Source organism: Streptomyces sp. NPDC005898, assembly GCF_040629635.1.
Classification (GTDB): Bacteria; Actinomycetota; Actinomycetes; order Streptomycetales; family Streptomycetaceae; genus Streptomyces.
The window spans coordinates 40,102-53,868 of record NZ_JBEXWC010000029.1; the positions used below are offsets into that span (position 1 = coordinate 40,102).

The following is a 13,767-nucleotide window of genomic DNA, read 5'->3' on the forward strand; positions in this document are numbered from 1 at the left end:
GGCGCAGACCCAAGAGGTGGCCGGCCCGCCGGGAGCGCCGGTCAGCTCAGCTGGCGCCGCACCAGCGCACGCAGCCGCCCGCCGGCGTCCGCCAGCAGCTGTCCCGGCGGCCCCTGTTCCACGATCCGCCCCTCCTCCATGACGACGACGCGGTCGGCGTCCATGACGGTGGACAGGCGGTGGGCGATCACGACGCGCGTGGCGTTCAGGGCGCGGGTGCTGTCGATGACCGTGCGTTGCGTCTCGTTGTCCAGGGCGCTGGTCGCCTCGTCGAGGAAGAGGACGCGCGGCCGGCGGATCAGGGCCTGGGCGATCATCAGCCGTTGACGCTGGCCGCCGGAGACCGCGCCGCCGCCGGAGATCATGGTGTGCAGGCCCATCGGCATCCGCTTGATGTCCTCGGCGAGGCCCGCCATCGCGGCCGCCTCCCACGCCTCCTCCTGCGTGAACGTCTCGGCGCCGCAGATGCAGTCCAGGATCGAGCCGCTGAGCGGCTGGGCGTTCTGCAGGACCACGCCGCACTGACGGCGTACGGCCGAGGCGTCGAGGGCCGCCAGGTCCTGGCCGTCGTAGAGCACGCTGCCCGAGACCGGCTGGTCGAAGCCGATCAGCAGGCGCAGCAGGGTCGACTTGCCGCAGCCGCTCGGGCCGACGACGGCCACGAACTCGCCGGGGCGGATCGCGAGCGAGACGTCGTCCAGGACGAGTGGGCCGTCGTCGGTGTAGCGGAAGGACAGGGCGCGGGCCTCGATCTCCCCCCGCAGCTCGCCCGGCCGGGTGCTCCCCGAGCGCACCTCCGGGGTCTCGTCGAGGACCGGCTTGATCTGTTCGAACATGGGGAGCACGGCGGCCGCCGAGATCAGCGCGCCGGTCAGCTGGGTGACGGACGTGAGCAGCATCGTCACGGCGGTGCTGAAGGTGAGGAACTGACCCGCCGTGAGGCTGCCGCGGGCCGGGCCCGCGAGGAGGACGAACATGCCGAGGGTGCACAGCGGGAGGTAGACGGCGTTGAGGACCGTCGTCACGTTCTTGACGCGGCCCGCCCGCCGCTGCAGCTCGCGGCTGCGGGCGAACTCCCCCGCCCATGCCGCGTACGCGAAGCTCTCCGCCCCGGCCACCCGCAGTTTGGGCAGGCCGCGCAGCGTCTGGAACGCCTGGTTGTTCAGTTTGTTGCCCAGTTCCACCAGCTGCCGTTGCCAGCGCAGCTCCCACAGGCCGAGGGCGAGGAACACGGCGGCGACGACGGCCAGCATCACCACCGCGGCCAGGGCGAGGGGAACGCTGTAGCAGAGCAGCAGGACGAGGTTCATCGCGCCGATCGTGCTCGACTGGAGCGCGACGGGGCCGATGCCCGACAGGACGCGGCGGATGGCGCTGACCCCCATCGCCGCGCTCGCCAGCTCGCCGGTGGAGCGGGAGGCGAAGAAGCGGGTGGGCAGTCTCAGCAGCCGGTCCCAGACTGCGGGTTGCAGCGTGCTCTCCATCCGGCCCTCCATCCGCAGGACGGTGAGGTTCTGGAGCAGCATGAACGCCGCGGAGACGACGCTGGTGACCATGACGGCCAGGGACACCTGGACGATGAGGCTCTTCTCGCCGTTCGGCACGAACACGCCGAGCACCTGTCCCGTCGCGATCGGCACCAGCGCGCCGATCGCGACCGTCACCAAGGTGGCGAGGACGAGGTTGCGCAGGTCGCCGCCCGTGCCGCGCAGGCTGAAGCGGGCCAGCCGCCACGGCGTCAACCTGCCCTCGGGCAGCGGGCGGTAGAACATCACGCCCCGGGGTTCGAACTCGTCGGCGTTGCTCCGGTCGACGCGGGTGCGCCGTCCGGACGCCGGGTGCACCGCCTCGTAGCCGCCGCGCCGCCACAGGAGCGCGACCGGCGTCCCGCTCGCGGCCCGGCGTCCCACCAGCGGGCCCGCGTACGCGCGCCACCAGCGCCCGTCGAGCCGGACGGCACGGGTGCGGACGCCGGAGGCGACGGCGATCTGCTCCACCGGGTCGGTCCGGTCGCTCACCGGGCCGCCCCGCGCGGTTTCGGACAGTGTGACGCCGGCCGCCTCGGCGACCAGCCGGCAGGCGGCGTACGTGGTGTCGTCACCGCCCCGCGTGCCCGAGCGGCGCGAACCGCCCTTTCCCGGGCGGCCGATGGAGGCGAGCAGGGTGCGGTCGGCCTCCTCGCGGACGTGCTCGCCGGCCTTGATGCCCGCCGCCGTGCGGTCCTCGTGGGCGCGCTCCAGGCGTTCGATCCAGCGGTCCAGCGTCGACAGCAGCCGGTACTGCTGGTCGACCATGCGCTGCCACATGGCGGCGTCGACGAGCAGGTCCCCCGCGGCCTCCGCGCTGTAGGCGGAGCCGTAGCGCACGCTGCCCGGTGCGACCGGCATCCAGAGGATGTCGTCGTCGGTGACCACGTCGTCGCCCAGGGTGCGGCCGTCCAGCGGCGCCTCGAAGAGGACCCGGTGGCCGCGTGCGACGCCGAGCGCGAAGGCCTGCTCCAGGAGGCTCAGGGCCGCGTCCTGGGTGTCGTACCGCGTGGGGTACCGCTCGTCCTCGTACGCCCAGGTGTCGCCGTACTCGGGGCGGTACAGCTCGCGCAGCGGGACGCGCCGCAGCTCGCAGCCCTGGAGGGGCCGTCCGACGAGGGTGTGCCGGGGGCCTTCGACCGGGCCGAGGAGCAGCGTGCCCGGCTCCAGGCGGCCGAGGAAGTGCCAGTGGCCCTGCTGCACGGCGTCGACGGCGAACAGGTCGAGGGCGCCGGCGACGACGAACCACAGCACCTGCGGGCCCTCGAGGCCCACGCTGCGCAGGTCCGCGCAGTCGACGGGCGTGCCGAGCGCGCCGAAGGCGGCGGCGACGCCGTCGCCGGGGTGGACGTGTTGTGGGGCCTGCGTCACCTCAGTGCTCCTTGACCAAATCGGCGTAGGGGCCGCCGGCGGCGACGAGGTGTTCGTGCCGGCCGCGCTCCACGACCTGGCCGTGGTCGAGTACGACGATCTCGTCGCTGTCGCGCACGGTGCTCAGGCGGTGGGCGATGACCACGCAGGCGCAGCCGCGGCGGCGCAGGTTGTCGATGATGAGCTGCTCGGTCCCGGCGTCCAGGGCGCTGGTCACCTCGTCGAGCACGAGGACGCTGGGGCGGCGGACCAGGGCCCGCGCGATCTCCAGGCGCTGGCGCTGCCCGCCGGAGAAGTTGCGGCCGTCCTGCTCGACCCGGCCGTGGATGCCGCCGGGCCTGCGGGCCACGACCTCGTACAGGCAGGCGTCCTGCAGGGCGGCGACGACCTCGGCGTCCGGGAGGGAGGGGTCCCACAGGGCCACGTTGTCGCGGATCGTGCCCTCGAAGAGGAACACGTCCTGGTCGACGAAGGACACGGACGCGGTGAGCGCGCCGCGCGGGATGTCCTCCAGGCGCTGTCCGTCGATGCGGATGGTGCCCTCCCAGGGGGTGTAGAGCCCCGATATCAGCCGGGAAACGGTCGACTTGCCGCTGCCGGAGCCGCCGACGAGCGCGACCTGCTGCCCCGGCCCGACCGTGAGGGAGAAGCCGGTCAGGAGCGGTTTGTCGAGGGGGCTGTAGCCGAAGGTGATGTTCTCCAGGGTGACGTGGCCCTTGAGGCGGCGGGTGTCGGCCGCCGGTGCGGGGCGCGTGTAGAGGGGGTCGACGGGGAAGTTCTCGACGTCCTTGAGGCGGGCGACGTCGGCGGCGAAGTCCTGGACGCGGCCCGCGACGCCGTTGAGGCGGGTGATCGGCGCGGTGAAGCGGGTGACCAGGGCCTGGAAGGCGACGAGCAGTCCGATCGACAGATGCCCCTCGACGGCGCGCAGGCCGCCGAGCCACAGGATCAGCGCGCTGTTGAGGGTCGCGAGCGCCGGCGCGACGACGCCGAGCCAGGCGCTCGGCACGCCGAGGCGCTGCTGCTCCTCCAGGGTGGTGGCGTGCTGCCCGGCCCAGCGGCGGAAGTAGCCGCTCTCGCCGCCGGTCGCCTTCAGCGTCTCGATCAACTGCAGGCCGGTGTAGGCGGTGTTGGTGAGTTTGGCGCTGTCGGCGCGCAGTTTCTGGGTGCCGGTGGCGCGCAGCCGGACGACGACGCGCATCGCCACGACGTTCAGCAGGGCGATGCCGACGCCGACGAGGGTGAGCTGCGGATCGTAGGTCCACAGCAGGGCCGCGTAGAGCAGGACGACGACGCCGTCGACCCCGGCGGCCGTGAGGTCGCGGGCCAGGGTCTCGGCGACGGCGTCGTTGGAGGCGAGGCGCTGCACGAGGTCGGCGGGGCTGCGCTGGGCGTAGAAGGTGACGGGCAGGCGCAGCAGGTGGCGCAGGAAGCGGGCGCTGCCGAGGGTGGAGGAGATGATGCGGCCGCGCAGCAGGTTGGCCTGTTGCAGCCAGGTCAGCAGCGCCGTGAGCGCCACCATCACCCCCATGGAGGCGAACAGCGCTCCCAGCACGGAGGTTTGATGGCCCATCAGGAACAGGTCGATGTACGTGCGGCTGAGCGCGGGCAGCGCGGCGCCGACCGCGACGAGCAGCAGGCTGGCCAGGAGGGCCGCGAGCATGGTGCCCGTCGTGCCGCGCAGCCGGGCGGGGAGGGCCTTGAGGACGCCGGGCCTGCGGCCACCGGGGCGGAAGTCCTCGCCCGGTTCCAGGACGAGGACGACGCCGGTGAAGCTGGTGTCGAAGTCCTCGGCGGGCACGAAGCGGCGGCCCTTGCCGGGGTCGTTGACGTACACGCCCCGGCGGCCGAGGCGGCGCCCCGTGCCGTCGTAGACGACGTAGTGGTTGAACTCCCAGAACAGGATCGCGGGGGCCTTCACCTCGGCGAGCGCGGCGGGCTCCATCTGCATGCCCTTGGCCGTGAGGCCGTAACCGCGCGCTGCCTTCAGGACGTTGCTGGCCCGCGAGCCGTCGCGGGAGACGCCGCACGCGATGCGCAGCTCTTCCAGGGGCACGTACCGCCCGTGGTGGGCGAGGACCATGGCGAGGGCGGCGGCGCCGCACTCCACGGCCTCCATCTGCAGGACGGTGGGTGTCCGCACGGTCTTGGGCCGCCCGCCCCGTCGCGCGGGGGGCCGTGCCGCGCGCCGGCGGCCGCGCCGCGGGGGTTCGGGGCGGTGCCTGCGGCGGCCGCCGGGGGGCGGCAGCCGCCGCTGGGGGGTCGGGGCGGGGTGCGGTGCGGTCACGGAAGCAGCCAATCGATCGGGCGCTGCTCGGCGAGGTGGACGGCGCCGGTGGCCGGGGTCATGGAGTCGAGCGCGAAGGGCGGGCCCCCGGCGGTCGACCACGCGTAGCCGGACCGGGTGCCGGGAGAGGGTTCGAGCCGTACGAGGACGGCCACGGGTGGCCCGTCCTTCGTGAACCGCCCGGCGAGTTCCTTGTCGCCGAGGAAGCCGGCGATCTTCTGGCGGGTCTGGGCGGCGCGTCCGACGGCCCGCACGCGGCCGCGCAGCGTCCCGTAGGTGTCGGTGGGCACGGACTGGACCGTGAGGTCGACGTCGGCGCCGACGGGGATGGTGGCCGCGCTGTCGGCGGGTACGTAGAGCAGGGCGAGGAGCGGGTCGTCGGCGCCGGAGACGCGCTCGACGGTGGCGACGTCGGCGCCGGTGGTGACCACGGTGCCGATTCTGGCGACCAGGCCGGTCAGGCGTCCTGCGGCGATGGCGCGCACGGTCCTGTCGCCCCGCTCCGTGCGGACTTCGAGCACGGGGGCGCCGGCGGCCAGGCGTTCGCCCTCCTTGGCCAGGACGCGGGTCACCTGCCCGGTGACGGGGCTCTGCAGGACGTAGCTGCCCTGGCCGTGCGTGAGGATGCCGGGCGCACGGAGTGTGGAGGCCACCGAGCCGGTCACGGCCCAGATGCTCGCGGCGGCCATGGCGACGAGGGTGACGGCGAGGACGAGCAGGCCCTGGGGGCGGGCGTAGCGCACCGGAAGGTCGAGTTCCTCGGGCGACTGCAGCTTGGACAGGGCCTGTTGACGGAACTGCACGGAGCGTTTCCCTTGCTTGCCCGGGGCGTCCCCGAGCCCCGGAGCCAGTGGCTCCGGGGCTCGGGGATCACGGTGTCTCGGTGAGCGAAGGCTCAGAGACCGGCGGTCAGGCCGGAGGCCAGACCCGTGACGGCGCCGGTGTTCACGCCGGTGACGTTGTCGACGGTGCCGAGGACACCGGAGACGACGCCGGAGACCGGGGCGATGGAGTCGACGGTGCCGGTGACGTTGCCCACGACCTGGCCGACGAGGCCGCCGGAGACGTTGTCGAGGTCGGCGTCGGAAATTTCGAGGGTCTCGACCTGGGGGGTGTTGTTCATGGCGTGAGCTGCCCTTCTCATCAATGTCGCAAAGGTGTTTCCAGCACAGCGGAACCTGACCTGCCAATTCCGCGTGGGCCAGGATCAAAGCACGTTCGCAGCTCGCACATCCAATCGGTGAAGCGCCTCTCGGTGAGGGGCACGGCGTCGCATCACCGCTGCGTGCAGGGGGTTTCACCGTGTGGCGGCAGCTCCTTCACAAGATTCACAGAAGGAAATCGGGGACACCGGTGGACTCCCGTCAACAAATCGGACACTTTCATGGCGAGAGACACGCTCTATGGCCCCTGTACGGGAATTCCCGGGGAGTCACCCGGTGCCGGATGCCGAATTGCGTGACCGGACTGCGCATTCGATGTGCAGGTTTATTGAAGGCGCCGGTTCCGGCCGTGGCGCGGGGCGTCAGTTCACCTCGCGGTCCCGGCCCTCCCAGTACGGCTGCCGCAGCTTGAACTTCTGGACCTTGCCCGTGGCCGTGCGCGGGATGGCGTCGCGGAACTCGACGGAGGTGGGCGCCTTGTAGCCGGCCATCCGCTGCTTGCAGTGGGCGATGATGTCCGACTCGGTGGCCGTCGCCCCCTCCGCGAGGACCACCAGGGCCTTGATCGTCTCGCCCCACTTCTCGTGCGGCACCCCGATGACGGCGACCTCGGCGACCGCCGGGTGACGGAAGATCGTGTCCTCCACCTCGATCGACGAGACGTTCTCGCCGCCGGTGATGATGACGTCCTTCTTCCGGTCCGAGATCGTCAGATGGCCGTCGGTCTCGTCGAACGTCCCGCCGTCACCGGTGTGGAACCAGCCGTCCCTGAGCGCCGCCGCGGTCTCCCGCGGCTTGTCCCAGTAGCTTTCGAGCACGACGTTGGAGCGGGCGAGCACCTCTCCCTCCTCGGAGAGCCGGAGCTTGACACCGAGCGCGGGCAGCCCGGCGCGGGAGAGCTTGCGGGCCCGCTCCTCGGCGGGCAGCGCCGCGTCCGCGGGCGAGGTGCGGTTGAAGGTGAGCAGCGGGGACGTCTCGGTGAGCCCGTAGATCTGGGTGAACTCCCAGCCCAGTTCCGCCTCCACGCGCTGGATGGTCCTGCTCGGCGGCGGGGCGCCGGCGCACACGATCCGCACCCGGTCGCGGCCGGGCACCGCGCCGCGCCAGGTCACCGCCGCGTCCAGGACCGCGTTCCACACGGCGGGCGCACCGCACATGAGTGTGACCCCGTGCTCCTCCACCCGGCGCAGGATCTCCGCGCCGTCCACCTTGCGCAGCACCACCTGCTTCACGCCGAGCCCGGCCATCACGAACGGCATGCCCCAGCCGTTGCAGTGGAACATCGGCAGCGTGTGCATGTAAACGTCGCGCTCCCACACCCGGGTGTGCAGGCCGAAGGTGAGCCCGTTGACCCAGATGTTGCGGTGGGTGAGCTGCACGCCCTTGGGCCGGGCGGTGGTTCCCGAGGTGTAGTTGATCGTCGCGGTGGCGTCCTCGTCGGGGTTCGACCAGGGCCGCGGCTCCACGCCGAAGCGCATCAGCCCGGTCTCGGTCTCCTCGCCGAGCACGAAGCGGTGGCGCGCCTTGACGCCCGAGAGGGCGTCGTCCAGCTCCGGGTCGACGAGCAGGACGGAGGCGCCGCTCTGTTGGACCACGTACTCGACCTCCTCCGGCTTGAGCCGGAAGTTGACGGGCACGCAGATCCGTCCGCTCATCGGCACGGCGAACAGCAGCTCCAGGAGCCGCGCGGAGTTGTGGCTGACCACCGCGACCCGTTCGCCCTCCCCGACGCCCAGCGCGTCGAACCCCGCCTGCCAGGCCCGGACCCGTTCCCCCAGACGCCCGTACGTCGAGTCCGGCACCACCGGGGCGGGTTGATCCGGCTCGTCGATCACGCCGGGGCTGGCGGCGAAGCCCAGCTCCGCCCGGTCGAGGAAGTCCGTGACGGTCATCGGTGTCCGCATTGCTCTCTCCTGATATCCGGGACCACTTCGGCTACGTAGCATCGTGTAGTCCGCGATGCGGGTCCCACTACCCCTGGGCGGTTCTGCGCAGACGGGTTCTGCGGGGGCGGCCGTCTACGGAGGCGGCGTTCTACGGGGACGGCCGTCTACGGAGGCGGCGTTCTACGAGGACGGGGTGCTACGAGGACGGGGTGCTACGGGGGCGTCGGCTCAGGTGTCGATGACGGTGCCGAAGCGGATGTCGTAGGAGGAGGCTGTCTCGGCGATGCGGAGCAGCATCCGCTCGGCCTCCCGGGTCAGTTCCTCGCGCTCGGCGCGCCCCGGCTCCCCGAACGGCTCGATGGTCAGCACGGCCTCGCCGCCGCCCCTGGGGTCCTCCGCCAGCCGCCAGACCCCGGCGAGGAACCCGTCGAGGAGGAAGACGCAGTGGGCGGAGTTCCCCTTCCAGGTACGCCCCTTGTAGGCGGCGGGGACGACGCGGGTGCGGTCGGCGTGCGAGAGGAGGAGGTTGTCGTACTCGGGAAGGAAGCGCGGCGGAGCCGGGGTGTCCGCGTCGGGCCGCGGCGCATCGGGCAGGTCGAACAGTTCGACGCCGTGCTCGTCGCGGAACGTCCGCAGCTGGGGCCGCAACCGCTCGAAGACTTCCCTCATCCGGGTGAGCCGCGCCCAGGTCTGCATGTCCTTGACGGAGGCGGGTCCGAAGGCGGCGAGATAGCGCAGGACGACGAGGGAGGCAGTTTCGGAGGGGGCGGCGGTATCGCAGGGGGTGCCGGCGTCGGAGGGGGCGGCGGGCGGCGCCCCGACCGCGCCCCAGCCGTCACGCCCGCCCCGCGCCCCACCGTCCCCGCCCGTGCTTGCCATGCCGCGATCCCCCTGCTCCTCCCCGAGCCAGTGCTCAAGCGTGGTGAGCGCCACCTGTCCGCTGCGGCGCCACAGTCCACGCGGGGTCACCTGGACGAGCGGCAGCGCACAGCGCGCGGCGATGGCGAGCGACTGCGGGTCGGCGTCGGGCCACCGGGCCGACAGTGCCTCGCGGAGCTGCTTCATCGTGCGGGGCTCCGTCTCGACGGCTTCGCGGGCGACGCCTGCGAGTTCCCGCAGATCTACGCCGGCGAGACCGGCGCGGAAGACGCTCAGCTCGCGTGCGAGCGCGTCCTGGACGAAGGGCCGCAGCACGCGGGCGTCGGCGGCGGTATGGAGATGGATGGTAGAGCGCATCGTGACCATGCGGACCAGTTCACGCGCGTCGAGGAGCGCGGAGAGTTCGGCGGGGTCGAAGTCCGCCAGACGCGCGGCGAGGGCGTAGTAGGGCGGTTTGACGTTCTGCGCCTGGAGCCCGACGAGATGGGCGACGGCCTCCTCGACGGACAGGTCCCGGGAACGGCGCAGGAGGAGCTGCCGGTCGAGCGTGGCGCGATTGAGCGCGCGGGGCCCCAGCACGGGGGCGGTTCCCGAAGGAGCCCTGTTCGTCTTGGCCATACGGTCACGCTAGTGGGGCTTGCGGACACGTGCGGTCCGCAATGCGCGGACCGATGGCGACGCGCTCCGGGCCAGCCGCCCCGGGCCTGGCCGCCACCAGGAGCCCGCCCCATCGGCCACGTATATCCTGCTCAGTGGCCATCTAGACGTACGTTCGACACCCGACACCCGACGCCCACCCACGACAACCGACCTGGAGGCGGCCAGCATGGCGGAGCGCCGAGTCCGTCCGGCATCGCCCGCGCGCAAGCACACGTGGCGACGCGGAACGCGCCCCCCGGCGGCCCCGCCGGCCGAGGAGACCCGCCCGGCCCCGCCCGCGCGTCCCGCGGCGGCACGGGAGGCGACGGGCAGCGTCGTCCAGGCGGCGCTGTACCGGGACGGGGTCCGCGTGGCGACGCCGTCCTCCCTCGCGGACACGTTCCGGGAGCTGCGCGAGCAGCGGGACGGCATGGCGTGGATCGGCCTGGCCCGCCCGACGGAGGCGGAACTCCTGTCCCTGGCAGCGGAGTTCGACCTCCATGAGCTGGCCGTCGAGGACGCGTTGGAGGCGCACCAGCGCCCGAAGCTGGAACGGTACGGGGAGACACTCTTCGTCGTCCTGCGCGCCGCCCGCTATCTGGACGCCCCCGAGGAGGTCGACTTCGGCGAGCTGCACGTCTTCGTGGGCCCCGACTTCGTCATCACGGTCCGGCACGCCGCGGCCCCCGACCTGTCCGGGGTCCGCCGCCGCATGGAGGAGAGCCCGGACCTGCTCAAGCTGGGCCCAGAAGCGGTCCTGTACGCGATCCTCGACGCGGTGGTGGACGGCTACGCCCCGGTCGTCGCGGGCGTCCAGAACGACATCGACGAGATCGAGACGGAGGTCTTCAGCGGCGACCCCGAGGTCTCCCGCCGCATCTACGAACTCTCCCGCGAAATGGTGGAGTTCCAACGCGCCACCCGCCCCCTGGTGGGCATGCTGCACGCCTTGATGGCGGGCTTCGCGAAGTACGGCACGGACGAGGAACTCCAGCGCTACCTGCGTGACGTGGCCGACCACGTCACCCACACCAGCGAACGCGTCGACGGCTTCCGCCAGGCCCTGACGGACATCCTCACGGTCAACGCGACGCTGGTGACACAGCAACAGAACGCGGAGATGCGAGCACTGGCGGAGGCAGGCTTCGAACAGAACGAGGAGATCAAGAAGATCTCCTCGTGGGCGGCCATCCTCTTCGCCCCGACACTGGTCGGCACCATCTACGGCATGAACTTCGACCACATGCCGGAGCTCCACTGGGCCGCCGGCTACCCGTTCGCGGTGCTGCTGATGGCGGTGGTGTGCACGAGCCTGTACGTGATCTTCAAGCGGCGCGACTGGCTGTGACGAGCACACCCTCCGGACACTGATCGACTTCGCCGCGCCAGGAACGGCTCAGGAGCCGCTGCCTGTCCCCGGGAAGTGCAGGTACAGCGACTCGAGGCCGATGTTCGCGCGCACCAGCCTGGCCCGGTGCTCGGTGCCCTCGGCGATCGCGTACTCCGGGATCCGGCAGTGCCACTCCTCGAAGAGGATCTGCATCTCCAGCCGCGCCAGATGCGCGCCCAGACAGCGGTGCACGCCGACGCCGAACGCGGTGTGCACGTTCTCCGGGCGGTGGAAGTCGAGGTCGTGGGGGTTCGGCCAGGTCGCCTCGTCCCGGTTGGCCGTCGTCAGGTGGGCGTTGACCAGGGTCCCGGCCGGCACCGGGCAGCCCGCCACCTCGACGTCCTCGGTGGTGACGCGGGGCAGGAACGGCGCGGGCGGGTCCAGGCGCAGCAGTTCCTCCACCGCCGCCGGCACGAGGGAGGGGTCGGCGACCAGTTCCTTGCGCCGCTCGGGAGCGGTGGCCAGGCGCTCCATGGCCATGCTCAGCGCGTCGGTGACGGTCTCCAGACCGGCCATGATGAGCATCACGCACAGACCCATGGCCTCCGCGTCGGACAGCCGGTCGTCGCCGTCAATGGCGAGGATCTCGCTGAGGATGTCGTCACCGGGCCGCGCGCGGCGGGTCTGGATCAGCTCCATCAGGTAACCGGCCGTGGCCACGGTCCGCTCCGTCGCCGTCACCCGCTCCTCGTCGGTGAGGGGCACCTCCCCCGCGGCGTCGGCGGTGAGCGCGAGGGCCGCCGTTTTGCAGGCGATGAACCGCTCGCGCTCCTCCAGGGGCAGACCCAGCAGGGTCAGCAGCGCCTGTGCCGGGAAGGGGTCGGCGACGTCCGCGACGAACTCGCAGCCACCGCGGGCCTTGACGCCCTCGATGAGGTCGACGGCCTGGGCCCGCAGCGAATCCTCCAGCGGCCGGATGCGGCGCGGGCTGAAGAACGGCTGCAGGATGCGGCGGTAGCGGGTCTGCTCGGGCGGGTCATAGCCCAGCGGGACGAGCGGGAAGCCGCTCTCCACACCGTCGAACACCATCTTGGCCGAGAACCGGTTCGGCTCCCTGAGCATCTCCTTGACGCCGGCGAGGCCGGTCACCGCGAGGCCGTCCGCCATGGGCGCGACCTCTCCCTTCTCGGCGAGGATCCGCCAGGCGTCGTCACGCCGCTCGGCCACCGGGAGGTCCTTCACCCGGCATACGGTGCCGGGGTCGACGCTGGTCATGGTCACTGATTCCTTTCGGGTACGCACCTGTGGTCTGCTCGCTCACACACTGATCGGCATCCGGGCCGCCCCGCGCAGGCTGAGCAGGCCGTTCCACTCGACCTCGCCGTTCAGGGCCAGGCCGGGGAAGCGCTCCACCAGGCCGCCGATCGCCACCCGGCCCTCGATGCGGGCCAGCGCAGCGCCGAGGCAGTGGTGGATGCCGGCGCCGAGGGAGAGCTGTTTGCGGGCGTTCTCGCGGTCCAGGCGCAGCTCCTCCGCGTCAGCTCCGAAGAACTCCTCGTCGCGGTTGGCGCCGGCCAGGTTGGCGAGGATGAACGAGCCCGGCGGGATCTCGAACCCGCCGACGTGGTACGGCTCCAGGTTGATCCGGCGGCTGTTGTGCACCGGGGCGTCGTACCGCAGCATCTCCTCGACGGCGTTCTCGATCAGCTCCGGCTTGGCGCGCAGCAGTTCGAGCTGATCGGGGTTGCGCAGCAGGGCCAGCGTGCCGCCGGAGATGAGGTTCACGGTGGTCTCGTGGCCCGCGACGTAGAGCATGGTGACCTGGGCGACGAGTTCGTCGTGGCTGAGCACGTCACCGTCGTCCTCGACCGCGATGAGCTGGCTGAGCAGGTCGTCGCCGGGGTTGTCGCGCTTCCAGGCGACGGCCTCGCCGACCAGGTCGAACAGCTCGGCGTCGGCCGACTCGACGGCCCTCATGATCTCGGGGTCCGTGGTCGGTTCGACGGAGCGCATCAATACGTTGGTGAGGTACCGCATGCGCTTCGTGTCGGTGGGCGGCATCCCGAGCATCCGGGATATCACGGTGAACGGCAGCGGGAACGCGAGCGCTTCGACCAGGTCACCGCCGCCGGCCGCGGCGATGCCGTCGAGCGCCTCGTCGACCAGGGCCTTGATCTGCGGCTCCATGGCGTAGATGGCGCGCGGCGTGAACGCCTTGGAGACCAGCTTGCGCAGCCGGGTGTGGTCCGGCGCGTCCCGGTCGAGCAGAGCGAGGCCCTTCAGGCGCGGCTCGTCCGTGACGCCCGCGTTCGTGTACGCGTCGCGGAAGGGGCCGGGGGCGACGTGGCGCTGCTCGACGGAGAGACCGGAGCGCAGCAGCGCGTCCACGTCCGCGTAGCGCGACAGCATCCAGAAGCCGCCGGGGTGTTCGTGCACCGGGACCTCTCGGCGCAGCTCCGCGTAGTGCGGGTAGGGGTCGGCCATGAATTCCGGCGTGAACGGATTGAAGATCAGGGGCTCGCGGTGCGGCACCGTGCTCATGGTGAACTCCTCTGCCGAGCGCGCAGGCGTCAGCATGTGTGTAGCGGTGGAAAAAGGGTTGTGCTGGTCGAGAGGTCCAGCGCGCGGGGGGAGGTGGTCCCGTTCGGCGCGGTGACACCGGTGGTGCCCTCCGGGACGGTTACTG

The 13,767-nt window shown here is 71.9% G+C and carries 9 protein-coding genes; 1 reads left to right on the plus strand and 8 read right to left on the minus strand.

The window, feature by feature from the left end; all coding sequences use genetic code 11:
* Window positions 1–41: 41 nt before the first annotated feature.
* From ABZ385_RS29145 to ABZ385_RS29170, 6 genes are all read right to left on the minus strand, one after another.
* Window positions 42–2,897 carry an NHLP bacteriocin export ABC transporter permease/ATPase subunit gene (locus ABZ385_RS29145; RefSeq protein WP_358913800.1) on the minus strand — a complete coding sequence of 952 codons (2,856 nt, stop codon included), beginning with the start codon at window positions 2,895–2,897 and terminating at the stop codon, window positions 42–44.
* A gap of 1 nt (window position 2,898) precedes the next feature.
* On the minus strand, window positions 2,899–5,184 hold the full coding sequence (locus ABZ385_RS29150) for an NHLP family bacteriocin export ABC transporter peptidase/permease/ATPase subunit (RefSeq protein ID WP_358913801.1): 2,286 nt from the start codon (window positions 5,182–5,184) through the stop codon (window positions 2,899–2,901).
* Complete coding sequence (locus ABZ385_RS29155) at window positions 5,181–5,987, minus strand: HlyD family efflux transporter periplasmic adaptor subunit (RefSeq protein ID WP_358580282.1); 807 nt, start codon at window positions 5,985–5,987, stop codon at window positions 5,181–5,183. Before ABZ385_RS29155 ends, ABZ385_RS29150 begins: the two co-directional genes overlap by 4 nt.
* Window positions 5,988–6,079: 92 nt before the next feature.
* On the minus strand, window positions 6,080–6,307 hold the full coding sequence (locus ABZ385_RS29160; protein ID WP_358580284.1) for a type A2 lantipeptide: 228 nt from the start codon (window positions 6,305–6,307) through the stop codon (window positions 6,080–6,082).
* 402 nt (window positions 6,308–6,709) lie between these two features.
* On the minus strand, window positions 6,710–8,251 hold the full coding sequence (locus tag ABZ385_RS29165; RefSeq protein ID WP_358580286.1) for an AMP-binding protein: 1,542 nt from the start codon (window positions 8,249–8,251) through the stop codon (window positions 6,710–6,712).
* Between the two features lie 210 nt (window positions 8,252–8,461).
* Complete coding sequence (locus ABZ385_RS29170; protein WP_358913802.1) at window positions 8,462–9,730, minus strand: winged helix DNA-binding domain-containing protein; 1,269 nt, start codon at window positions 9,728–9,730, stop codon at window positions 8,462–8,464.
* Between the two features lie 208 nt (window positions 9,731–9,938).
* Between ABZ385_RS29170 and ABZ385_RS29175 the strand changes: the two genes are divergently transcribed.
* Complete coding sequence (locus ABZ385_RS29175; protein WP_358913803.1) at window positions 9,939–11,099, plus strand: magnesium and cobalt transport protein CorA; 1,161 nt, start codon at window positions 9,939–9,941, stop codon at window positions 11,097–11,099.
* A gap of 48 nt (window positions 11,100–11,147) precedes the next feature.
* Here the strand turns inward: ABZ385_RS29175 and ABZ385_RS29180 are convergent, their stop codons facing one another.
* Window positions 11,148–12,356 (minus strand): cytochrome P450, encoded by a 1,209-nt coding sequence (locus ABZ385_RS29180; protein ID WP_358580293.1) that lies wholly within the window; start codon window positions 12,354–12,356, stop codon window positions 11,148–11,150.
* Between the two features lie 42 nt (window positions 12,357–12,398).
* Window positions 12,399–13,622: a cytochrome P450 gene (locus ABZ385_RS29185; RefSeq protein ID WP_358580295.1), complete on the minus strand. Its 1,224-nt coding sequence runs from the start codon at window positions 13,620–13,622 to the stop codon at window positions 12,399–12,401.
* Window positions 13,623–13,767: the final 145 nt, after the last annotated feature.